The 20357-nt window shown below is 71.2% G+C and carries 23 protein-coding genes and 1 pseudogene; 10 read left to right on the top strand and 14 right to left on the bottom strand.

The window, feature by feature from the left end; all coding sequences use genetic code 11:
- Position 1: 1 nt before the first annotated feature.
- Positions 2-319, top strand: a complete 318-nt coding sequence (locus ABZT06_RS44690; protein WP_355754358.1) for a PrsW family glutamic-type intramembrane protease — start codon at positions 2-4, stop codon at positions 317-319.
- 119 nt (positions 320-438) lie between these two features.
- On the opposite strand, the gene ABZT06_RS44695 is transcribed toward ABZT06_RS44690, so the two are convergent.
- The 3 genes from ABZT06_RS44695 to ABZT06_RS44705 all read right to left on the bottom strand — a co-directional run bounded on the left by ABZT06_RS44695 (position 439) and on the right by ABZT06_RS44705 (position 1946).
- Positions 439-759, bottom strand: a complete 321-nt coding sequence (locus ABZT06_RS44695; RefSeq protein WP_355754296.1) for a WhiB family transcriptional regulator — start codon at positions 757-759, stop codon at positions 439-441.
- A gap of 55 nt (positions 760-814) precedes the next feature.
- Positions 815-1219 carry an SsgA family sporulation/cell division regulator gene (locus ABZT06_RS44700; RefSeq protein WP_355754299.1) on the bottom strand — a complete coding sequence of 135 codons (405 nt, stop codon included), beginning with the start codon at positions 1217-1219 and terminating at the stop codon, positions 815-817.
- A 76-nt stretch (positions 1220-1295) separates the two neighbouring features.
- Positions 1296-1946, bottom strand: a complete 651-nt coding sequence (locus ABZT06_RS44705; RefSeq protein ID WP_355754302.1) for a hypothetical protein — start codon at positions 1944-1946, stop codon at positions 1296-1298.
- Positions 1947-2487: 541 nt separating this feature from the next.
- On the opposite strand from ABZT06_RS44705, the gene ABZT06_RS44710 reads away from it, so the two are divergent.
- Both ABZT06_RS44710 and ABZT06_RS44715 read left to right on the top strand, forming a co-directional pair.
- Positions 2488-4176 (top strand): hypothetical protein, encoded by a 1689-nt coding sequence (locus tag ABZT06_RS44710; protein WP_355754304.1) that lies wholly within the window; start codon positions 2488-2490, stop codon positions 4174-4176.
- Complete coding sequence (locus tag ABZT06_RS44715; protein ID WP_355754306.1) at positions 4103-4408, top strand: helix-turn-helix transcriptional regulator; 306 nt, start codon at positions 4103-4105, stop codon at positions 4406-4408. The genes ABZT06_RS44710 and ABZT06_RS44715 overlap by 74 nt, the downstream gene beginning before the upstream one ends.
- Here ABZT06_RS44715 and ABZT06_RS44720 read toward each other — a convergent pair.
- Positions 4357-5287: pseudogene (locus ABZT06_RS44720) on the bottom strand (IS5 family transposase). The gene ABZT06_RS44715 and the pseudogene ABZT06_RS44720 sit on opposite strands and share 52 nt — an antisense overlap.
- Positions 5288-5478: 191 nt before the next feature.
- On the opposite strand from ABZT06_RS44720, the gene ABZT06_RS44725 reads away from it, so the two are divergent.
- The 3 genes from ABZT06_RS44725 to ABZT06_RS44735 all read left to right on the top strand — a co-directional run bounded on the left by ABZT06_RS44725 (position 5479) and on the right by ABZT06_RS44735 (position 7365).
- Entirely contained in the window at positions 5479-5937 is a 459-nt protein-coding gene (locus tag ABZT06_RS44725; protein ID WP_355754308.1) for a MarR family transcriptional regulator, read from the top strand.
- Positions 5938-6017: 80 nt separating this feature from the next.
- Entirely contained in the window at positions 6018-6578 is a 561-nt protein-coding gene (locus ABZT06_RS44730; protein WP_355754311.1) for an isochorismatase family cysteine hydrolase, read from the top strand.
- A 127-nt stretch (positions 6579-6705) separates the two neighbouring features.
- Positions 6706-7365 carry a response regulator transcription factor gene (locus ABZT06_RS44735; RefSeq protein ID WP_355754313.1) on the top strand — a complete coding sequence of 220 codons (660 nt, stop codon included), beginning with the start codon at positions 6706-6708 and terminating at the stop codon, positions 7363-7365.
- 70 nt (positions 7366-7435) lie between these two features.
- Here ABZT06_RS44735 and ABZT06_RS44740 read toward each other — a convergent pair whose 3' ends face one another.
- Positions 7436-7801 carry a response regulator transcription factor gene (locus ABZT06_RS44740; RefSeq protein ID WP_355754316.1) on the bottom strand — a complete coding sequence of 122 codons (366 nt, stop codon included), beginning with the start codon at positions 7799-7801 and terminating at the stop codon, positions 7436-7438.
- 248 nt (positions 7802-8049) lie between these two features.
- Between ABZT06_RS44740 and ABZT06_RS44745 the strand changes: the two genes are divergently transcribed.
- From ABZT06_RS44745 to ABZT06_RS44755, 3 genes are all read left to right on the top strand, one after another.
- On the top strand, positions 8050-10848 hold the full coding sequence (locus ABZT06_RS44745; protein ID WP_355754319.1) for an AAA family ATPase: 2799 nt from the start codon (positions 8050-8052) through the stop codon (positions 10846-10848).
- A gap of 162 nt (positions 10849-11010) precedes the next feature.
- A complete protein-coding gene (locus ABZT06_RS44750) occupies positions 11011-11331 on the top strand; it encodes an SRPBCC family protein (RefSeq protein WP_355754321.1) in 321 nt (106 codons plus the stop codon).
- On the top strand, positions 11304-11483 hold the full coding sequence (locus ABZT06_RS44755) for a hypothetical protein (protein WP_355754323.1): 180 nt from the start codon (positions 11304-11306) through the stop codon (positions 11481-11483). The genes ABZT06_RS44750 and ABZT06_RS44755 overlap by 28 nt, the downstream gene beginning before the upstream one ends.
- A 60-nt stretch (positions 11484-11543) precedes the next feature.
- Here the strand turns inward: ABZT06_RS44755 and ABZT06_RS44760 are convergent, their stop codons facing one another.
- The gene (locus ABZT06_RS44760) at positions 11544-13097 is read right to left on the bottom strand and encodes an MDR family MFS transporter (protein ID WP_355754325.1); all 1554 of its coding nucleotides are present in this window, start codon (positions 13095-13097) and stop codon (positions 11544-11546) included.
- Positions 13098-13296: 199 nt separating this feature from the next.
- Between ABZT06_RS44760 and ABZT06_RS44765 the strand changes: the two genes are divergently transcribed.
- Positions 13297-13785 carry a TetR/AcrR family transcriptional regulator gene (locus ABZT06_RS44765; protein ID WP_355754361.1) on the top strand — a complete coding sequence of 163 codons (489 nt, stop codon included), beginning with the start codon at positions 13297-13299 and terminating at the stop codon, positions 13783-13785.
- Between the two features lie 114 nt (positions 13786-13899).
- Here ABZT06_RS44765 and ABZT06_RS44770 read toward each other — a convergent pair whose 3' ends face one another.
- The 8 genes from ABZT06_RS44770 to ABZT06_RS44805 all read right to left on the bottom strand — a co-directional run bounded on the left by ABZT06_RS44770 (position 13900) and on the right by ABZT06_RS44805 (position 20159).
- Positions 13900-14058, bottom strand: a complete 159-nt coding sequence (locus ABZT06_RS44770; RefSeq protein ID WP_355754326.1) for a hypothetical protein — start codon at positions 14056-14058, stop codon at positions 13900-13902.
- Positions 14059-14204: 146 nt separating this feature from the next.
- Positions 14205-15122: a TIGR03619 family F420-dependent LLM class oxidoreductase gene (locus tag ABZT06_RS44775; RefSeq protein ID WP_355754329.1), complete on the bottom strand. Its 918-nt coding sequence runs from the start codon at positions 15120-15122 to the stop codon at positions 14205-14207.
- A 52-nt stretch (positions 15123-15174) separates the two neighbouring features.
- Positions 15175-15798 (bottom strand): HAD family phosphatase, encoded by a 624-nt coding sequence (locus ABZT06_RS44780; protein WP_355754331.1) that lies wholly within the window; start codon positions 15796-15798, stop codon positions 15175-15177.
- 179 nt (positions 15799-15977) lie between these two features.
- Positions 15978-16814, bottom strand: coding sequence for a prephenate dehydratase (locus ABZT06_RS44785; protein ID WP_355754333.1), 837 nt, complete (start codon positions 16812-16814; stop codon positions 15978-15980).
- Positions 16789-17676 (bottom strand): hypothetical protein, encoded by an 888-nt coding sequence (locus tag ABZT06_RS44790; RefSeq protein WP_355754335.1) that lies wholly within the window; start codon positions 17674-17676, stop codon positions 16789-16791. The genes ABZT06_RS44785 and ABZT06_RS44790 overlap by 26 nt, the downstream gene beginning before the upstream one ends.
- 4 nt (positions 17677-17680) lie before the next feature.
- Positions 17681-18652, bottom strand: a complete 972-nt coding sequence (locus ABZT06_RS44795) for an NAD(P)-dependent oxidoreductase (RefSeq protein ID WP_355754337.1) — start codon at positions 18650-18652, stop codon at positions 17681-17683.
- A 112-nt stretch (positions 18653-18764) separates the two neighbouring features.
- Entirely contained in the window at positions 18765-19058 is a 294-nt protein-coding gene (locus ABZT06_RS44800) for a WhiB family transcriptional regulator (RefSeq protein ID WP_355754339.1), read from the bottom strand.
- 126 nt (positions 19059-19184) lie between these two features.
- Positions 19185-20159 (bottom strand): zinc-binding alcohol dehydrogenase, encoded by a 975-nt coding sequence (locus tag ABZT06_RS44805; protein ID WP_355754341.1) that lies wholly within the window; start codon positions 20157-20159, stop codon positions 19185-19187.
- Positions 20160-20357: the final 198 nt, after the last annotated feature.

Below are 20357 nucleotides of genomic sequence, written 5' to 3' on the forward strand. Positions count from 1 at the left end.
CCTGCTGGTGGTGCGTGGCCTGTTGAGCCCCGCCGCCCACATGGCATGGACCGGGCTGACCAGCGCGGCACTGTGGTCGGCCGCGGCGCAGCACTGGCGTCGCCGCTCGGTGGGAGTCCTGGTTCTGGTGTACGTGATCGCCGTGGGCCTGCACACGGCCTGGGACAGCTGCGATGACGACACGGCCCACGCGGTGCTGGCGACCGTCAGTCTGTCTCTGCTGGTGTACACCACCCACCGCATGGCCGGCCTGTCCCGGACCGCGGGCGTCTCCCTCCCGGCCGCCACGCCGGTGGTGGCTCCCGCCCCTCATGGCTGATCCGGAAGCCGATACACAGGCTGATCCGCCGTCACCTCGCGTGACGGCGGATCAGAAGGGACTGGCGGGTCGTGGGTGCCGGCGGGGGGTCCGTTCCGTTTCCGCGGCCGGGCCGCCCCTCACCGCTGCGCCACGTCGTGGGTGTCGGTCCTGTCCGCGCTCTCCGTGCCCGCGTCGAGCCGTCGGCGTTCGTCGTCGGACAGCCCGCCCCAGACGCCGTAGGTCTCCCCGTACTTCAGGGCCGTGGCCGCGCACATGTCGACGACCTCGCACCGGCCGCAGACGGCGCGGGCCCGCTCCTCGCGGAGGCGGCGCGCCCGGCCCCGCTCGCCCGGCGGCGGGAAAAAGACGGAGCTGCTCATCCCGCGGCAGGCGGCGCGTTGCTGCCACTGCCAGTCGGCCAGCAAGGGGCGCAACGTGTTCTTCGGTGTGTTTCGCATGGTCTCCCTCTCCCCTGCATCTGTTGTCCGGCCGGGGCGGCCGCACCCGTCGACGTCAGTCCGCGAGCTGGGCCCACTCGTCCCAGTCCACGCCGTCCAGTTCGGTCCCCCGCGGGACCATCTCGAAGGTCCTCGCCAGCCATTGCCGGACCGGCTCGGCGGGGATCTCGAACACCGCCTTGTGCGTGCTGCCCACGCGGACGCAGAACGAGGACGGCTCACCGTCGTAATCGAGCAGGGGCCACAGCGTCACGTCGCCCTCGCCCGCCCGGGCGGTCATGCCGTCCGCCAGCAGATCGCGGGACAGGGCCCAGGTGACGGGCCGCGCGCCGGTGGTGTTGAAGACCACGGTGACGGCGAGCGGGTCCGTGGTGTCGTAGGAGAACTCGCACTCCAGCGGCAGGTCGAGCTCGGAGCACACCCAGTGGGTGATCTCCAGGGCGAGATGGCACTTCTTCATGGTCGCCTCCTGGTAGGGCCTCAGCCGGTCATCGGCGTGGAACGCGGGTGGGTTGTGCTCCTGGGCCGTGCTGGGATCAGTCGACGGCGCGCAGAGTCCGGGGGGTTCGGCGTGCGGCGGCCAGCGCCTCGAAGGCCGCGGTGGCCACCAGTACGAAGCCACCGACATTGGCCAACTGCGCCGGTGACACGGAGGGAAAGGCGGTCATGAACAGGCCCGCCGAGACGATCACTGCGTTCAGGACGTCGTCGTAGACGAAGACGTGGCTCACCGAGGGCGAGGTGACGGAGATCGCCATGGTGAGTCCGCGCAGCAGCCAGGCACAGCCGGTCCACAGGGCGAGCAGGAACACCGTGTCGGCGCGCCCGGCGACGAGGACCGCGCCCAGCGGCAGCGCGGCGACGCCGGCGTCGGCCAGCAGCAGGCGGACGGCCGTCGAGGCTGTGGACCGGCACACGGCCAGCAGTTGGAGCACCCCCTGGACCGCGATGTGCACCCCGAACAGCGCCCCGGCCACGGCTGGAGTGGGGGCGGGCACGACGATCAGCAGGCCGCCCACGACCGCCGAGGCCAGCGAGCCGGCCAGCATCGTCGCCCGGGTGAGGGCACCACCCAGGCGGGCGTCCCACCGGGCGCCGGAGGGACGCGCCGGGGTCGGCCCCGAGAGGGATACGGGCTGGCGCATCCGGTCGTGCACCTCATAGAGAGGTGTTTCCGTGTGAGCCATGTCCGTTCCCCGTTTCTGAGCCACAGGTGTTCGATGTACTGCGGCACGTGTCTCGTCCTGAAAAACCTTGTTGCCTGTGGGGGTTTCGGCTCGGGGCGTCCAATGCTGCCGCTCGTCCGACGGTCTGCGCTGCCCGCGGCTGAAGCGTCCGATCCGAGCCCCAAGTTTCTGAGCGGACCTCATCCCGGTCTGTCGTGCGTTCCCTCTCCCTTGCTCGGGGTTGCCCCAGGGCTTTGTAGGGCTTACCCCACCTCGCGCCTGGTACCAACCGTGTGACCTGCGGTTGTGCCCGCGCCCCGATCGAACCGGAACCCGCTGATCCGGGCCGTCTCGCGCGCCGAGCTCGGGTTATCCCTACATCGTCTGTCAGGTGGACCCACCGGGGCTGGTCCGGTGGCCTTGACAGCCACCGGCGGCGACAAGGACACATGCTGGGTTGCGGGCGACACACCTCACGGTGTCGGCCGTGGCACCTCACATGTGACCCGGCCGGGCCCGTGCGGCACACGGACCACTGGAGGCTCCCTTGCTGAAGGCGACGATGACCGACACCGCGGAGCTGCTCCTGCGGCGCGTGCTGCGTCTTGCCCACCGCCACGAGGGCGGAGTGCTGTGGATCGAGGGTCCCGCCGACTCCGGCAAGTCCCATCTGCTGGCCGTCGTCGCCGAGCGGGCGGCCCGGACGGGAGCAACGGTGCTGACCGCCCCGCTGCTGGGCGCCCTCACCCAGCAGGCACCCGAGACGTCCGGTTCTCCCTGCGAGATGCTGCGGCAGGTCGAGGACGGACTGCGGGAACTCGCCCACCAGGGGCCGGTCCTCGTCGTCCATGACGATGTCCACCACTGCGATGACCTGACCCTGCTCGCCCTGCGCACGCTCACCGCACGCCTGGCCGGGCTGCCCCTGCTGTGGGTGTTCGCCACCCGCTCGCACCTCGACGTGCCGGCGGTCACGGCCCTGCGCCGCGACCTGCCGGCCGAGCAGACGGACGGTTTCGAGCTCACCGCCCTCGACCCCGATGCCGTACGGCGGCTCATGACCGACCTCCTGGGTCCGCGGGCCGGGGAGGCCAAACCGTATCTGCCGCTGCTCGGCGGGCTGCCGGGCGCGATCCGGCACGCGTGTGCGCTGCTTGCCGCGTCGGCCGGGAGTGACGAGGTGACCACGGCCGTCGTCACACGCCGCCTCGACCATCTGACACCGCCTGCGCGGGAACTGGTGCTCACCGCCTCCGTGTTGGGCGACAGCCTCGACGTGCGGCATCTCTCCCGCATGCTGGAACGCAGGGAACCGGCCCTGCTGAGCCCGCTGCGCGAGGTGCTCGCGGCCGGGTTGATGCGCGCCGAGCAGGAACGCCTCGCCTTCGCGCATCCGTCGGTACGTGCCGCCGTCGCCGCCACGCTGCCCCTGCCGGTCCAGCGGTCCGTGCGCCGGCGTTCGGTCGACCTCCAGCTCGCGGACGGCACCCCCGCGACGGCTCTCGCGGCTGAGATCGGTGCGCTCGCGGACCCCGGCGACGAACGGGCGATTCGCGTTTTGGAGGCCGCCGCCCGGGAGGCCGCGCCCCTCGCCCCCGCGGCGGGCGCTGCGTATGTGCGCCGTGCGATGGAACTGGCACTGCCCGCCACCCCCCGGCGGTCGCGGCTGGCGGTACGCCTGGTGCCGCTGCTGTGGGAGACGGGCGCGTCCGCGGAGGCCCGCGCACTGGCCCGCGAGGTGCTCCAGGCCCCTCCCGACCCGGTCACCCACGCGCACGTCTGCCTGGAACTGGCCCGGATGGGCGGCCCGTTCCCGGTTTCCCAGGCCGACGCCCATCTGCGCCGCGTGCTGCGGCATCCCGATGCCGCTGTTCTCCGCCGCCTCCACGCATGCGCGGGGCCTGTACGCGGCAGACGCGGAGCTGCTCGTGGCGGCGGCGGAGGGCCACGGGGAGGGCCGCCCCCTGCTCAGCGCCCGCGCCCTGGAGGACGCCGGCGCGTGTCTGGCCGCGGCCGACACCCGTGGCGCCCGGTCCCGCCTCGAGGAGGCACTCAGCCGTTACGTCGCCTGCGGGGCCGAACACGACGCCCAGCGGGTGCGCGGGAGACTGCGCGCCCTCGGCGTCCGGCTGCTCACCACGGCGACCGCAGCGCCCGGAGCGACGGCCGCGCCCGACATGGAATGGCGGGGGCTGACCCGGTCGGAACTGGGCGTGGTGCGGCTGATCGCCCACGGCGCCACCAACCGTGAAGCGGCGGAACGGCTGTTCGTCTCCCCGCACACCGTCAACACTCATCTGCGGCACGCCTTCGAGAAGCTGGGCGTCCGCTCCCGTGTCCAGTTGGCCCGGCTGTACGCCCGTGAGGTCGACGCGGCAAGCGCTCCCGTCCGCACGCTCTCCAGTCCGGCTTCCAGGCGCTGTTTCTCGGATCATGTGCGGAGCCAGATGATGAGTGCTGTGACGGTGACTGTGCCGAGGTAGGTGTGGGCCGGTTTCTCGTAGCGTGTGGCGACCGCGCGGAAGCCTTTGAGACGGTTGATGGCGCGCTCGACTGTGTTGCGCTTCTTGTAGCGTTCGCGGTCGAATCCGGTGGGCCGACCACCTCGGGAACCGCGGTTGCGTCGGTGTCTGCGTTGGTCGAGTCGTTCGGGGATGGTGTGCGATATGCCGCGTCGTCGCAGGTAGCGGCGGCTTTCGCGGGATGTGTAGGCCTTGTCGGCCAGGACGTGGTCGGGTCGGGTGCGAGGCCGGCCGACGCCGCTGCGGGGTACCGACACCTGCTCCAGGACGGGCCGCAGTTGCGGACCGTCACCGTAGTGGCCGGGTGTCATGACAACGGCGAGCGGACGGCATCGTCCGTCCGCTGCGAGGTGGATCTTGGTGGTGAAGCCGCGGCGGGAACGTCCCAGGCACTCTCCGATCTGATCACCTCCTCCAGCCGGACGGCCAGTTTCCGAAGCACCGGATCGACCTGGTTCGTCCGCGGGCGAACCCCCTTTTGAGGAACCGCGGCGGGCGATGCCTTCCTCGCCCCGGCCGCGTGCTGGTGAGCCCGCACCGCCGTGGAGTCGACGGACACCTCCCAGTCGACCGGCCCGCGGCGTCCTCGGCGGCCTGCACCTTCGACAGCAGCATCTGCCAGGTACCGTCTGCCGACCAGCGGCGATGGCGCTTGTAGACCGTCTCCCACGGCCCGAACCGCTCGGGTAGATCCCGCCACTGGACCCCGGTGCGGACCCGGTACAGCACACCGTTGATCACCCGTCGGTGATCGCTCCACCGGCCCCCACGTGCGCCGCCGCGAGGTAAAAACGACTCCAGCCGGTCCCACTCCGCATTCGTCAGGTCTCCGCGTCCTATGGAGACAGCCTGCCCCAACATCCCACCCGCGGAGGGAGATCCGAGAAACAGCGCCTAGGGACGTCACCGCGCGGGCGAGGGCGCCCCAGGTATGAGGGTCCCGGGTGCGACGGCCTCGGGTGTGACCGTTCCAGGTGTGACAACATATACAGCTAGCTGAACATCTCCGAAACACGTGTTACGGTTCAAATGTGAGCGAGCAGAACATACGGGACGATCCACGTGGCAATCCGCCCCTACTGGCGACACATCTGCGGGCCGTCCTCACACAGCTCGTCCGCAGGCTCCGCGAGCAGAGCACCGTAGGTGATCTCACGAAGTCGCAGGAGGCCGTGCTGCTACGGCTGAAGCGCGAGGGTGCGACGACCGCGACGGAGCTGGCGAGAGCCGAGGGAATGCGCCCCCAGTCGATGGCGAAGATCGTCCAGACACTGGAGGAGGCGGGACTGCTGGCCGGTACGGCCGACCCAGCCGACGGCCGACGCATCCGGCTCGCTCTCACCGACACCGCCCGTGGGCACTTCGAGAACGGACGGCTTGCCAAGGACGACTGGCTGACGCGGGCGATCCTGAAGAGCCTCACCCCCGAGGAAGCCGACCTCCTCGCCGCGAGCGTGCCACTGCTGCGCCGCCTGACGCAATTCGCCTGACCCCCCTTCCCCGAACTCCCCCTTCCCTGAACCCACCCCTTTCCCGGAGCCACGCGCCCCGACCTCCACCGAGGAGAAACATGTCCATCACCGCCGTAGACCCGAAGACCGCCCTGATCGTCGTCGACCTCCAGAAGGGCATCGTCGGGCTGCCCCTCGCGCACCCCGCCGCGGATGTGCTCGACCGTAACGCCGAACTGTTGCAGGCGTTCCGCCGTCGCGGACTGCCCGTCGTCCTGGTCAACGTCGCTGGCGGCCCCGCGGGACGCAACGATCTCGGAGCGAGCTTCCCGGCCCCGACCAAGGAATGGACCGAGCTGGTCTCCGAGCTCGGCACCGACGAGAACGACCACCTGATCACCAAGCACTCGCGCAGCGCCTTCACCAACACCGGCCTCAACGAGTGGCTGCGCCGGCACGGTGTCACCCAGGTCGTCGTCACCGGCATCGCCACCAGCAGTGGTGTGGAGTCCACCGTGCGGGACGCGCACGAGCGCAACCTCCACGTGACCGTGCCGGTCGACGCCGTTACCGACACCGACGGCGCCGCACACGACCACACCATCGCCAAGATCTACCCGCGCATCGCCGAGACGGGCACCACCAAGGACGTGCTGGCCGCCCTCACCGTCGCACGCTGAGGCCCCGTAGCCCTCACGTCGCCCCCGGCCGCGAGAAGCGGGCGGGGCGATGTCATGCCATCGGCCCGCCGGGATCATCGCATTCCTCGTCAATTCGGGGACTCACACCTCACGTTAGGATCCCGCCATGAGTGAACCACTGCGGGCTGTGCTCGGAGAAGACCAGCCCTTCATGCGCGAAGGCATCGCGGCGATCCTGCGCAGGGCGGGTATCGACGTCGTCGAGGCCGTCGACAACGCGGTGGACCTCATGCGGGCCGCCGCCGAGCACCGCCCCGACGTGGTGATCACCGACATCAGGATGCCCCCAAGCCTGGAGGCGGATGGTCTGCGGGCCGCGCAGAAGATCCGCGCCGCCCGGCCGGAGACCGCCGTCATCGTCCTCTCCCAGTACTTGGACGCCTCCTACGCGCTCGACCTGGTCGGGGACGATCCGAGCGGGGTCGGCTATCTGCTCAAGGAGAAGGTGGCCAGCCCCCAGATCCTCATCGACGCCGTCGAGCGGGTCCTGGCACGTGACTCGGCGCTGGACCCCGATGTGATCGCCGCGCTGCTGGGCCGCAAGCGTCCGGAGGATCCGCTTGCCGCGCTGACGCCGAAGGAGCGCGAGGTTCTGGCGCTGATGGCGGAGGGCCACTCCAACACAGGTATCTCCGAGCAGCTCTTCGTGAGCGTCGCCGCCGTGGAGCGGCATGTGACCGGCATCTTCATGAAGCTGGGCCTCAGCCAGACGGCCACCGGGCAGCACCGGCGGGTCCTGGCGGTGCTGCGCTATCTCGGTCAGTAGACCGGCAGGTCTGTGGGTCGGCAGGTCAGTGGGCCGGCAGGCCAGTGGGCCCGTGACCCTGAGGCCGCGGTCAGGGGGCGGTGGGGGTGAACAGGCTCTTCAGGTCGGCGTCGAAGAGTCGGTCCTTGGCCACGAAGGACTCGATGCCCGCGCGTTCCAGTTCCTCCGGCGACCAGAACGACTTGTCGGCGGAGGTCAGCACGATCCGCGGCCCGCCGTCCTGCTCACTGAGCCGGCGTGCCACGGAGAGCCCGTCGGTGTCGGGCAGATGCAGATCGAGCAGCAGCCCGTCCGGGCGGTGTTCCCGCACCGCGGCCAGAGCCGAGGCACCGTCCTGGGACTCCGCCACGACATGCAGGCCACGAGCCGCAAGCAGTGTCGTGGCGATGCGGCGGAACCCAGGGTCGTCGTCCACGACGACGATGTTGATGCGCATACACCCAGCATGCCCAACCGCCCGACGACCGGACCATAGGGGGAGCCCTACGCTTTGTGTATTGCTCATGCAAAGAGAACCTCCACGAGCCGCTCCCCCGCCGTGCCGGCCCGTCCGACCGGCGCGAAGGCATGATCTGGACGCCGTTTAGACTGCAGTGATCGCATGACAGCACGGAGCCAGGTGCAGCGCAGCCAGGTCGGCGGACAGCACCGGGCCTTCAGACGTCGGCCGTTGGAGGCAGCTCGATGAATGACCTGGACTCGACCGTCTGCCCGGCCTCGACACGGCTGGTGGGACGCGACCAAGATCTTGCCTTCATCCAGTCCTTCTTCGGCAACTCCGAGGTCCAGGGCGCGGCCCTGCTGCTGTCGGGCGAGGCGGGGGTGGGCAAGACCGCGGTGCTCGACGCGGTCGCGACCGGTGCCCTGCGCAACGGTGTTCGCGTGCTGCGCGCGGCCGGTGTGCAGTTCGAGGGTGACATCAGTTACGCCGGTCTCAACCAGCTCCTCGTCCCCCTCCTCGACGACCTCGACGTCCTCGATCCCGTCCACCGGGACGCGCTGCGGGTCGCGATCGGCATCGGGGGCGGGCCGGCGCCCGACCGGCTGCTGACCTCCACGGCGGTGTTGCTGCTGCTACGGCTGACCGCGGCCCGTACGCCGCTGCTGCTCGTGATCGACGACCTGCCGTGGCTGGACCGGGCGACCAACGCGGTGCTCGGGTTCGTGGCCCGGCGGCTGGTCGGCAGCCGGATCGGTTTTCTCGCCGCCTCCCGGGACGGCGCCGACAGCTTCTTCGAGTCCAGCGGTCTGGCCGAGCACCGGTTGCGGCCCTTGGACGACGCCTCGTCGACCGAGCTCCTGGCCCTCGCGCACCCCGATGTCTCCCCCGCCGTACGGCGTCGGATCGCGGCCGAGGCGCGCGGCAACCCGTTGGCGTTGGTGGAGCTGCCGACGGCACTCTCCGCCGAGCAGCGTGTCACGCTCGCGGCGGTGCCGGCCGTACTGCCGCTGAGTGAGCGGTTGCAGGCGCTGTTCGCCTCGCGGGTGGCGGAGCTGCCTTCTCGCAGCCGGGAGTTGCTGTTGCTCGCGGCCCTCGACGGAACGGGCGACCTCGCCGTCATCGAGGCGGCGGCCGGCCGGGCCGATGTCGACGACCTCGGTCCGGCCGAGCGGGACCGGCTGGTGACGATCTCCGCCGACAACCGACGCCTGTCGTTCCGGCATCCGCTGATCGGTTCCGCGGTGGTGGAACTGGCGAGTGCCGCGGACCGCAGAAAGGCTCATCACACGCTCGCGGACGTGCTCGGCGGCCAGCCGGAGCGTCGCGCCTGGCATCTGGGCGAGGCGGCGACGGGCCCGGACGAGACGGTCGCGGCCCTGCTGGAGGAGGCCGCGCGCCGTCGGTTGCGCCGCGGGGACGCGCTCGGTGCCGTCGCGGCGCTGACCCGGGCGGCGGGGCTCAGCCCCGCCGCGTCCGACGCGAGCCGTCGGCTCGCCGTCGCGGCCTATGTCGGCGTGGATGCCGGCGGTGAACTGGACGACGCCACACGGCTGCTTGCCGAGTCCCGGCTCGTCCATCCCGCCGGACATCAGTCGCTGCACGCGGCGACCGCGTCCGCCTTCCTGTTGATCAACCGGGACGGCGACATCGACACCGCCTACCGGCTACTGGTGGGCGCGACCGAGTCGGCCGAGCCCGAGCACGGGTATGACGCCGAGGACGAGGGGCTGATCGAGGCGCTGCACGTGCTGGTGCTGCTGTGCTGGTACGGCGGTGACCCGAAACTGTGGGAACCGATGTTGGCGTTCATGAATCGGCTCACCCCCGGCCCTCCCGAACTGCTCTGGGTGATCACCCAGACCTTCGCCGACCCGGCGCGCACGGGTGCGGCGGCGCTGCCCCGGCTGACCGAGCTGATCGCCACGGTGGGCGACGACCCCACCCGGGTGATCCGGGTGGGCACCGCCTCGGTCTTTCCCGACCGGCTCGGCGCCTTCCGGTGGGCCACCCTTCATCTGGTGGAACAGGGCCGCGCCGGAACCGCGCCGGTGCGACGGCACCTGGGCGCGCTGATGCATCTGGGCCTGGACTACTTCCATCTGGGGCGGTGGGAGGACGCCGCTGGGCTGGCCGCCGAGGGGCTCGCACTGTGCGCGAACCACGACTACCGGTTCTTCGCGTGGTACTTCCACTACATCCAGGCGGTCGTGGCCGCGGCGCAGGGTGACGCCGAGACCAGCGCCGCCCTGACCGAGGCGATCGTCCGGTGGGCGATGCCGCGCGGAACGTACGGCGCCCGGTTCTTCGCCTGCCATGCCCGGGCGCTGGCGGCCCTCGGCAGCGGTGACTTCGAGACCGCCTACCAGCACGCCTGCACGCTCAGCCCACCCGGGACCGTGGCCCCGTACGTCCCGATCGCCATGTGGGGCGCGATGGACCTGGTGGAGGCGGCTCTGCGTACCGGCCGGGAGAAGGAGGCCGCGGCGCACGCGGCCGCGATGCGCGCGTCGTCGATGGCCGCGTTGTCCCCCCGGCTGGAGATGCTGGTGCTGGCCTGCGAGGCACTGACCACACCCGGCCGGCCCGGCCTGGCGCTCTTCGACCGGGCGCTGTCTCTGCCGGACCCGGAGCGCTGGCCCTTCGACGTGGCACGGGTGCGTCTCTTCTACGGCGAACGGCTGCGGCGGCTGCGGGCCACCGCGCTATCGCGGGATCAGTTGGTCCAGGCGCTGGAAACCTTCCAGCGCCTCGGTGCCAAGCCGTGGGTGGCGCGTACCGCGGTGGAGCTGCGGGCCAGCGGCCAGTCCGCGCCGGCCGACGCCCGGCCGAGCCCGGTGGCGCTGACCGCGCAGGAGTTGCAGATCGCCAGGCTCGCGGCAACCGGGCTGACCAACAAGCAGATCGCCGAGCGGCTGATGCTGTCCCATCGGACCATCGGCACGCACCTGTACCAGATCTATCCCAAGCTGGGCATCACCTCGCGGGCGGCGCTGCGGGACGCGCTGTCGGAGCTCGACGCGCGGGCGGACGACGGCCGGTGACGCCCCGGATCCGGGCGTCTCGGGCTGCTGGGGTTCTCCAAGTCATGTGACCTATGTGGGGTGCCGGTCCGCCGCAGAGAGTGGGGGTGGAGGGGGTCCTTCCGGTCCGCCCTCGACGGGTGGCCGCCTCGGGAGCCATCCCGCACCACGAGAGGGGACCCCGTGCCCGGCGCCTCGGAGAGCCACCCGGACATCCACTGGCCGTCGGGTTTCTCCCCCGACCAGGCCCAGAACTTCTGCACGGCGCAGGCCGTCGTGAACGCCCCGCCCGGCAGGGCCTTCGAGCTGCTCAGCGATGTGGCCCGGTGGCCGGAGTGGGTGCCGGGCATCACCGAGGTGCGGGCCGGGCCGTTGGCCAGGAACTTCGAGGTGTGGCTGCACCGGCATCGGTTCGAGATCTTCGTGGGTGGCATGTGCCGCCGTACCGGCTCGGCTGGTCGGGTGTCGGTGCCGGTGTGCAGATGTACCAGGCCTGGCTGCTGACCGCGGTCGAGTCCGGTACCCATGTGGTGACCGAGAACGTGGTCCGCGGACCCGCCGCCAAGTGGCTTCAGGTGTCGTCCCCGTTGTGGGCGCAGCGGCTGAACTCTCTGTGGCTGGCTCAGCTCAAGAGGCTCGCGGAGAGCGCCCCGTAGCACGCCGCCGGCCGGCACCCAGGAAGGTGTCGGCCGGACGAGTGCGGAGCGTGCGGTGGGTCAGGCGGCGTGGACGGCGTCCTTGGCGTCGGCGTCCTGGGTGTCGGGTGCCTCGGTGTTGGGGGCGGTGCGGTCCGCCTCGGCGTTCTTGCGGGCCGGCTTGAGGAAGAGCGAGAGCAGGATGCCGACGGCGAGGGCCGGGGCGATCCAGAGGTAGCCGGCGGCGGTGGCGTGGGCGAAGGCGTCCAGGGCGGTGTCGCGCAGGGCACCGGGCAATTGACCGATGGTGTCGGGGCGGGCGGCGTCGAACCCGCCTGCGGTGGGCAGGGCGTGGGTGAGGTCGGCGAAGCCGGTGTTGAGCAGGGTGCCGAAGACGGCGACTCCGAAGGCCGCGCCGATGGAGCGGGAGAAGGTGACCACCGCGCTGGCGGCGCCGAGGTCGGTGGCGGGCACGCTGTTCTGGACGGTGGTCAGGACGACCATGGGGACCATGCCGATGCCGACGCCGGTGATCAGGAAGTAGATGCTGAGCACGAGGGTGCTGGTGGCGGCGCCGATGGTGCCGAGCAGGAGCAGTCCGGCGAGGTTGGCGATCAGGCCCGCCAGCAGGATCTTCTGCAGCAGCCGGGCGTGTGCGGTCCATCGTCCGGCCAGGAACTGGCTGATGACGAGGCCGGCGACCAGCGGCAGCATGTAGATGCCGGACAGGGTGGCCGAGACGCCGTGGACGATCTGCAGGTAGGTCGGCAGATAGACCAGTACGGCGAACATGGCGGCGTTGGCGAAGAAGGCGATCAGCGAGGAGAACACCACGGTCCGGGAGCCGAGCATGGCCGGCGGCAGGACGGGGGCGGCGGCGCGGCGCTCGACGGGCAGCAGCACGGCGGCCAGTGCGACGGTGGCGACGATCAGGCCGACGATGGCCGGCGAGCCCCAGCCCCAGCGCTCACCGAAGGAGGTGATGAGGACCAGACCGGTGGCGATGGCGGCCAGGAGGGTGGCGCCGAGGTAGTCGATACGGGCCTTGGCGCCTCGGGTGGCGGCCGGCAGGGCGCGGGCGGCGATGGTCAGGGCGACGATGCCGACGGGCAGGTTGATCAGGAAGGCCCAGCGCCAGGAGAGCTGGTCGGTGAAGATGCCGCCCAGGAGGGGGCCGACGATGCTGGCGACGCCGTAGACCGAGCCGAACATGCCCTGGTAGCGGCCGCGTTCGCTGGGGGCGACGATGTCGCCGACGAGGGCGAAGGTCAGCACGATCATGCCGCCGCCTCCGACGCCCTGCAGGACGCGGGCGCCGATCAGCTCGGGCAGGTTCTGTGCCAGGCCGCAGGCCACCGAGGCGATCAGGAAGATCGAGGTCGAGGCCAGGTACAGCCGCTTGCGGCCGAACATGTCGCCGAGCTTGCCCCACAGCGGGGTGACCGCGGTCGAGGCGAGCAGGTAGGCGGCGCTGACCCACGCGATGTTGTCGAACCCGTTCAGGTCCTCGGCTATGCGGGGCAGCGCGGTGGAGACGATCGTCTGGTCGAGTGCGGCCAGCAGCACGGCCAGGATCAGCGCGCTCATCGCGGCGGCGACCCCACCTGCCTTGGGTGATGCGGATGCCTTCGACATGGAAGGTGCCTCTCTAGAAGAGTAACAAGAGAATGACGGAATCTCTCTTATCTGTCACTCCACTGTAGCACTTAATGTCCAGGGTTCTACTCCCAAGAGGCGTTAGATGTCTCAGGCATCACATTCCGGCACTAGACTCGGGGCGGTGAGAGCCGACGCAGCACGCAATCTGGAAGCCGTCCTGACCACCGGTGCCCATATGCTCGCCGCCGATCCCGGCGCCAGCATCGCGAGCATCGCCGCCGAGGCAGGTGTCGACCGGCGCACCGTCTACCGGCGCTTCGCCTCCCGCGAGGACCTTCTCGCGGCCATCTACGAAGCCCGCCTCACGGCCATCGAGCACGCCATCGAGGACGCCCGGTTGCGCGAGGCGCCCGTCGCCGTCGCCCTGCACCGCTACGTCGAGAACATCATCGCCGTCAACCGGACCTGGCCAGTCGACCTCGCCCGCATGCTCAGCGACACCGCCGCGCACGCCCGCCGCGACGCCTCCGTCCACGAGGTCGACGCCTTCCTGCAGCGCGCCACCGACGATGGCCTGCTGCGCGGCGACCTGCCGGAGGGATGGGCGAGCGCGCTGCTGCCGCAACTGATGCACCTGGTGTCCCGGCAACTGCCCGAGCTGACCCCGGGGCAGGCCGCGGACGTGGTCGTCGGCACCCTGCTGAACGGGCTCGGCACGTCATGACCGCCTGACACACCGACGGCCCTCGAAGACACCTGGAGCAAGGTGTCTTCGAGGGCCGTCGGCGTCGAGGTGGCAAGGCGGTGTCACCGGGACGGGACGCCGCCGCTGCTCAGCTCATTCCACGACGTGCCGGGCCGTGTCCGTGTCGGTGGTCTCGCGCTTCTCGTCGACGTCCCGCGGCCGCAGGGCGGCCGGGGCGGGTGACGGCACGGTGCCGGGCAGATGGACGCGGCGCAGACGAGACGACTCGTTCCTGGTGGTGGAGCGCTTCAAGGCTTCTCCCATCGGTGCGTATGACGAACCTCCCCAGGGCGCGGCGCCTGGGGACGAGGAGTCGAAGGGTGAGTGCTCCGGGAAACCAAGAACGTGGCCGACACATTCCGCATACCGGCGACGAATGTGCCGGCGCACCAGTGGGGTCAGCCCCGGCGAACCCCGTCGAGGAAACGGCCGGCCAGGTCGACGCGTTCGGCGAGAGTCGCCGGTGTCTGCCCGAAGTCCACGAACAGTTCGTGCACGCCCGCCTCCGCGGCGGCCCGCGCGTAGTCGATGTACTGGCCGAGCGTGCCCGCCTGGGGCATCCGGTCCGGATCGGTCCGCGTGTCCGTCAGTTGGGGGTTGACGCGCAGCGCCATCCGCAGGGTCGCCGGGTCGCGTTCGGCCCGCACCGCTTCCTTCTGAATGACGTCCCACATGCCCATGAGCTGGGGCAGCGGCATCGCCACGGGCAGCCAGCCGGCCAACCGCCGCCCCACCCGCCGCAGTCCGACGGGGGTGAACGCGGCCAGCAGCACGGGCGGCCCGGGCCGCTGACCGGGCTTGAGGCCCACCACGGTCTCCGGAACGGTGAACAGCGGCCCCTCGTGCGCGAAGACGTCGCCGGCCCAGTACCCCTCCAGGACGTCCAGGGTCTCGTCGAGCCGGGCGCCGCGCCCCTTCCAGGGCACGGAGACCGCGGTGTACTCGTCGGGCATCCAGCCCAGGCCGAGTCCGACGAGCAGACGGCCCTTGCTGAGGACGTCGAGGGTGGTCAACGACCGGGCCAGCATGAGCGGGGGCAGCCACAGACCGTTCAGCGTGCTCGTACCCAGGTGGACCCGTGTGGTGTGGGACGCGGCGAACGTCAGAGCGACCAACGGGTCCATGTGGTTCTCGTAGATGCGCGGCATCTCGCCGTTGCCGCTCGGGTACGGCGCGCTCGGCACGCGGGGGGCCAGGACGCGGTCGCCGGTCCACAGCGAGTCGTATCCCATGTCCTCGGCGGTGCGGCAGATCCGCAGGATGCCTTCCGGACCGGCGTCGGGACCGAAGGTCGGCAGGGCCAGGCCCAGTTTCATAGGTGTCTCCTCAAGGGGTGGCCCGGTTCGGGGCCGTGTCCCGGGGGCTCGGTTACGTCAGCGGGACGCCCAGCAGAGCTTCCAGGGCGACAACCGTTCGCGCCGGATCCACGGCGTGGACGGTGGCGAAGCCCAGCTCGGCGGCCGGCGGCAGGTGCTGCGCGGTGTCGTCCACGAACACGCACTCCTCGGCCGTCAGACCGAGTTCCTTCAACACGAGCCGGAAGATCTCCGGTTCGGGCTTGCGCATGCCATGGACCTCGGACAGCACCAGGGCGTCGTACCGCCTCTCCACGTCATAGCCCTCGTACAGGTTCCACGGGGTCAGGCCCACGGAGTTGGAGAGGATGCCGACCTTGATGCCCGCCCGGCGGGCGGCGGCGGCCGCGGCGATCATCACGGGCTCAGGGCGCAGGTCCGCGAAGATGCGGCCCATCAGGTTGTCCGCCGGGATGCCGAGACGTTCGGCCGCCGCCTGGTTCCAGCGGCTCTGCGTGAGGGTGCCGCGCTCCAGTTCCTCGGTGCGCCGGATCGCCTCGGGATCCAGGTAGAGGCCGGTGAGCAGGGTTCCCTCGGCGAGTCCCTCGCGACGCTCGAAAGCGAGCGCCGCAAGCAGCAGGGGGGTTGTCAGCACACCACCGAAGTCGAGGACGAGGCCCTTGCGGTGCTGGGTCATGCTCACACCTTAAAAGGTGGTCGCGGGCCGTGCCCGGTCAGATCACGTTTCTCGGTGGGTGTCGATGACCACACACATGTGCCGGGTACGGTGTGAACCTTCGGTGAGGTTGGCTACGTCCTGCTGGTGAGGGGTTCCCCGGCGCCCATGGCGACGGCGGCGGGGAACCCGTCCCCTCGTCAGCTCCCGCCGCGGTGCGGGTGCGCGGGGTAGACGCCCAGGACGCGCACCTCGGAGGAGAAGAAGCGCAGTTCGTGCAGGGCGAGGGCGACACGCTCGTCGTCGGGGTGGCCTTCGACCTCGACGTAGAAGCGGCTGGGGCTGAGGCCCGCACCCATCTGGTAGCTCTCGATCTTGGTGAGGTTCACGCCGCTGCTGGCGAACCCGCCCAGCGCCTTGTATAGCGCACTGGGGATGTTGCGCACGCAGAAGAACAGGCTCGTCATCGTCGGCTCCCCTGTGTGCGGGGCGAAGGACGCGTCCCGGGACAGGACGACGAAGCGCGTGGTGTTGTCCGGGTCGTCCTCGACCTCGGCGCGCAGCACCTCCAGGCCGTAGAGCTCGGCCGCGGCGGGCGGGGCGAGCGCCGCGTGCCGCGGGTCGCCGAGCTCGGCCACCTCGCGGGCGGCCCCGGCGGTGTCGTCGCTGACCAGGGTGCGCCAGTCGCCCTCTCGCAGGATCTTGCGGCACTGTCCGAGGGCGTGCACATGGCTGCGTACGCACTCCACATGGTCCGCCGTCGCGCCGGGCACGCCCATCAGGTCGAAGCGGATGGCGAGGAAGTACTCGGCGACGATGAACAGCCCCGACTCGGGCAGCAGATGGTGTACGTCGGCGACGCGTCCGGCCGCGGAGTTGTCGACCGGGATGACGGCGATGTCGGCGGCGCCGAGCGTCACGGCGTCCAGGGCCTGCTCGAAGCTGGTGCAGGGCAGCTCGCGGGCCTCGGGGAAGAGGGCGCGCGCGGCGGTTGCCGAGTTGGAGCCGGGTTCACCCTGATATGCGGCGGTCGTCACCGTGGTCAGCCTCCCTCGAGGAGGTCCTGCCGCCAGGCGGCAGAAGCTCCGTCGTGTAACGCGCCTGCTGAAGTATCGGTGAGGCCGCTTCGATCAGACTCACCACGGGGTGGCAGGCGCCGCCCAAGTCTGCCGTCAACACGTGTTGGTATGCCGCTGCGACCACATGCTGGACGGCCTGACCGGCTCGTGGGAGGCGCACGGCGAGCCGCCGCTCGGCGGCCGCGGACAGGCCGTGCCGGGCGGACGGGGCGTCGTGCAGGGCGGCGGCCAGGCTGAGCCGCTCGTCGTGCAGGACGGCGGCGAGTTCGGCGGCGGCGCGGGTACTGGCCGCCCCACCCGCATGCGGGGCGGCCAGTACGTCGGTGATACGACGGCCCGTGCCCAGGGCCAGGGCGGCGACCGCCGTCCAGAGGAACGTCGCGTCGCCGGCCCGCAGCGGAGCGCCCGCCGCGTGCGTGGCGAAGCCGGCGGGAACGTACAGGTCATCGAGCCGAACCAGGGCGGTGGCCCCGCTCGCCTTGGGCAGTGCCTTCGACGCGACGACGAAGAGGTCGGGTTCGCCGGCCCCTGTCACGGGGACCGGCAGAGTCAGCCAGGGGCCGATCTGCTCGTGCGCGGGAAGAGTCCACAGCCCCGACAGCGTGAAGCCGCCGGGGGGCGGCCGGGCGGTCGCCCCGGGGAAGTCCAGGTCGCACACGGCGGCCGGCAGCGACGCGGCCCAGTTCCAGGCACCCGTCAGGGCCTGCCAGGTCCCGGCCGGATCGGCATGTCCCGCCGTCTCGAAGGTGGCGTACACCTCCGCGAGACGCGTGTCGGGTCCGAGCAGTCGCGGGTGCCGGTCGCCGTACGCGGGTGTCATGGGCCTAGGCAGCTTGCTCGCCTCCTTCGGCCGGTGACGCCGTGAAGACGACGTTGTGCAGGTCCTCGCCCCGCGCGTAGCGGTGTAGCTGGCGGCGGAGGAAATCCGTGGTCAGTGTGGGGAAGGCGTCGGTGAAGGCCGCCACGTGCGGGGTGATGAGCGCGCCCGGCAGGCTCCACAGGGGGTGTCCGGCGGGCAGGGGCTCGGGGTCGGTGACGTCGAGGGCAACACGCAACCGCCCCGCCCGCACCTCGCGGAGCACCGCGCCGGTGTCGACGAGCTCGCCGCGGGCGACATTGACGAGCAGAGTTCCGTCCTTCAGCAGGGACAGGGCGTCCGCGCCGAACATGCCGCGCGTGCCGTCGGTGAGCGGCGCGCACAGCACCACGGCGTCCACCGTGGGCAGCAGCGCGGGCAGTTCCGCCGCCCCGTGCACCCGGCCGGCAGGTGTGGTGCGCGCGGTGCGGGCCACGAGGACGACCTCGCACCGGAACGCGCCGAGCCGGGCGGCGACCGCGGCGCCGACCGCGCCGTAGCCGACGACGAGGACGCGCTTGCCGACCAGAGTCGAACGGACCTCGGGCACCCACTCCCCCCGCGCCTGCCGGGCCGCGAACCCGTCCAGGCCCCGGCACAGGGACAGCAGCAGGGTGACCGCCAGTTCGGCGGTGGTCTCGCGGTGCACTCCGCGCCCGGTGGCCAGCCGTGTTCCGGCGGGCAGCCCGTCCAGCAGCGGCACCATGTGGTCGTAGCCGGAGCTGAGCAGTTGCAGCACCTCGAGGTTGCGCAGGTACGGCAGGACGGGACGCAGGACGCGTTCGGCTCCGGGCGCCGGGATGCCGACGAGGAAGCGGACGTCGGCGGGGTCGCCGGGCAGCGGTCCGGTGCCGTCCCAGTAGGCGTAGGAGAGCCCGTCAGGCAGGCCGGGGATCTGGTTTCGCTGGTAGGGGAGCCAGACGGTCGCGCCGTCCTTCATCGTGCATCAGCTTCTTCCCGCTCCGGTGTCACACACCTGTGGAACGTGTGAGTCAGAGGACGCGGTTCACGTGAGCCGCGCCACTCGCATGTGTGAACTGGGCCAACAGGCACTACCGGCCCCCGGCCGACCGGGGATGGCTGATCAGCGGGGCGTCCCCGTGGGCCGTCCGGAAGATCTCCGCCCACGACGTCACAGTCGGCCGCCGGCGCAGCAGCGCCCGCCGCTCCCGCTCGGTCATCGCACCCCAAACGCCGTACTCCTCGCGGTGGTCGAGGGCGTGGGCAAGGCAGTCGAGTTGCACCGGACAGTCCAGGCACAGGGCCTTGGCCTCGTTCTGGGCGGTGCCTTCGACGAACATCCGGTCCGGCTGCGTCCGGCACAGCGCCTGGTCGGCCCAGTCCATGTCATCTCGCTCCCCAGCGGGCGCCCCTCGGGCCCGCCTTTGCGGCCGTACACATGTACAGCTAGATACGTGTCAGACTAACTCACATGTGTCTGAAACGTCGCACCGAGGGGCGCCGCGCCCGGCTCAGTCCGCGTACCGGATGCGGTGGCACAGGGCGGGAATGTCGCCCGCTGCCAGACCCGGCATCACCTCGGGAAGGTCCTCGAAGCGGCTCTCGCCGGTGATCAGGGCGTCCAGCGCCGGATCGGCGAGGAGTTTGAGGGCGAGGGCGAGGCGGTCGGCGTAGCTACGGTCGGCCCGGGCCGGGGAGACGGTCCCGACCTGGCTGCTGCGCAGGGTGAGGCGGCGGGAGTGGAAGCCCTCGCCGAGCGGAAGGGCGATGCGCCGGTCGCCGTACCAGCTCAGATCGACCACCGTGCCCTCGGCCCGCAGCAGTTCCAGGGAACGGACGAGGCCCTGCTCGGTGGCACTGGCGTGCACGACCAGGTCGCAGGCGCCGCGCGCGTCACCCGGGGCGGCGAACTCCGCACCGAGGGCGGCGGCGGTACGGGCCCGGGCGGGGTCGGTGTCCACCAACTGCACCCGCACACCGGGGAACCGGGCGAGCAGCGCCGCCACCGAGCAGCCGACCATCCCGCCCCCGACCACGGCGATCCGGTCCCCGACCAGCGGCGCGGCATCCCACAGGGCGTTCACGGCGGTCTCGACGGTGCCGGCGAGGATCGCGCGTTCGGCGGGCACGGAGTCCGGTACGACGGTGACGGCGGCAGCCGGTACGACGTACCGGGTCTGATGCGGGTAGAGGCAGAACACCGTGCGCCCGACGAGGTCCGCGGGGCCTTGCTCGACCTCGCCGGCGTTGAGGTAGCCGTACTTCACCGGGCCGGGGAAGTCGCCGTCCTGAAAGGGCGCCCGCATGACGTCCCACTGGCTGCGGGGCACCTGGCCGCGGAACACCAGTGTCTCGGTGCCGCGGCTGATCCCGGACCACAGGGTGCGCACCAGGACGTCGCCGTCGCCCGGCTCCGCGAGCGGCAGGTCACGGATCTCTCCGTGACCCGGTGGACGCAGCCAGAACGCGCGGGCCGAGTGGCTCATGTCGGTGGTCCTCCTCGTCGTCCGGGGCCGTCACGCCGCCGAGACATGTCTTCTGGCAGAAGGTACACACCCCCTCGGTGTGCGACGGATGCCGGTTGGTCGTGGGGCCAGCCCTACAGACACCGTCTCTGGGTATGGGGGCAGCCGTACAAGAAGAACTTTTTCGGCCATAGCGGCTGACGGATGCCATGGTGCGCC

It is taken from the genome of Streptomyces sp. NPDC005483, from assembly GCF_040606035.1.
Taxonomy (GTDB): domain Bacteria; phylum Actinomycetota; class Actinomycetes; order Streptomycetales; family Streptomycetaceae; genus Streptomyces.

What these genes read in the sequence shown, in the direction of transcription:
- ABZT06_RS44790 (WP_355754335.1), bottom strand. Translation starts at nt 17,676, where the DNA reads ATGACACCCGCGTACGGCGACCGGCACCCGCGACTGCTCGGACCCGAC.
- ABZT06_RS44730 (WP_355754311.1), top strand. Translation starts at nt 6,018, where the DNA reads ATGTCCATCACCGCCGTAGACCCGAAGACCGCCCTGATCGTCGTCGAC.
- ABZT06_RS44735 (WP_355754313.1), top strand. Translation starts at nt 6,706, where the DNA reads ATGAGTGAACCACTGCGGGCTGTGCTCGGAGAAGACCAGCCCTTCATG.
- ABZT06_RS44800 (WP_355754339.1), bottom strand. Translation starts at nt 19,058, where the DNA reads ATGGACTGGGCCGACCAGGCGCTGTGCCGGACGCAGCCGGACCGGATG.
- ABZT06_RS44745 (WP_355754319.1), top strand. Translation starts at nt 8,050, where the DNA reads ATGAATGACCTGGACTCGACCGTCTGCCCGGCCTCGACACGGCTGGTG.
- ABZT06_RS44780 (WP_355754331.1), bottom strand. Translation starts at nt 15,798, where the DNA reads ATGACCCAGCACCGCAAGGGCCTCGTCCTCGACTTCGGTGGTGTGCTG.
- ABZT06_RS44700 (WP_355754299.1), bottom strand. Translation starts at nt 1,219, where the DNA reads ATGAAGAAGTGCCATCTCGCCCTGGAGATCACCCACTGGGTGTGCTCC.
- ABZT06_RS44795 (WP_355754337.1), bottom strand. Translation starts at nt 18,652, where the DNA reads ATGAAGGACGGCGCGACCGTCTGGCTCCCCTACCAGCGAAACCAGATC.
- ABZT06_RS44715 (WP_355754306.1), top strand. Translation starts at nt 4,103, where the DNA reads ATGGAATGGCGGGGGCTGACCCGGTCGGAACTGGGCGTGGTGCGGCTG.
- ABZT06_RS44760 (WP_355754325.1), bottom strand. Translation starts at nt 13,097, where the DNA reads ATGTCGAAGGCATCCGCATCACCCAAGGCAGGTGGGGTCGCCGCCGCG.
- ABZT06_RS44740 (WP_355754316.1), bottom strand. Translation starts at nt 7,801, where the DNA reads ATGCGCATCAACATCGTCGTCGTGGACGACGACCCTGGGTTCCGCCGC.
- ABZT06_RS44705 (WP_355754302.1), bottom strand. Translation starts at nt 1,946, where the DNA reads ATGGCTCACACGGAAACACCTCTCTATGAGGTGCACGACCGGATGCGC.
- ABZT06_RS44695 (WP_355754296.1), bottom strand. Translation starts at nt 759, where the DNA reads ATGCGAAACACACCGAAGAACACGTTGCGCCCCTTGCTGGCCGACTGG.
- ABZT06_RS44775 (WP_355754329.1), bottom strand. Translation starts at nt 15,122, where the DNA reads ATGAAACTGGGCCTGGCCCTGCCGACCTTCGGTCCCGACGCCGGTCCG.
- ABZT06_RS44805 (WP_355754341.1), bottom strand. Translation starts at nt 20,159, where the DNA reads ATGAGCCACTCGGCCCGCGCGTTCTGGCTGCGTCCACCGGGTCACGGA.
- ABZT06_RS44710 (WP_355754304.1), top strand. Translation starts at nt 2,488, where the DNA reads ATGACCGACACCGCGGAGCTGCTCCTGCGGCGCGTGCTGCGTCTTGCC.
- ABZT06_RS44765 (WP_355754361.1), top strand. Translation starts at nt 13,297, where the DNA reads ATGCTCGCCGCCGATCCCGGCGCCAGCATCGCGAGCATCGCCGCCGAG.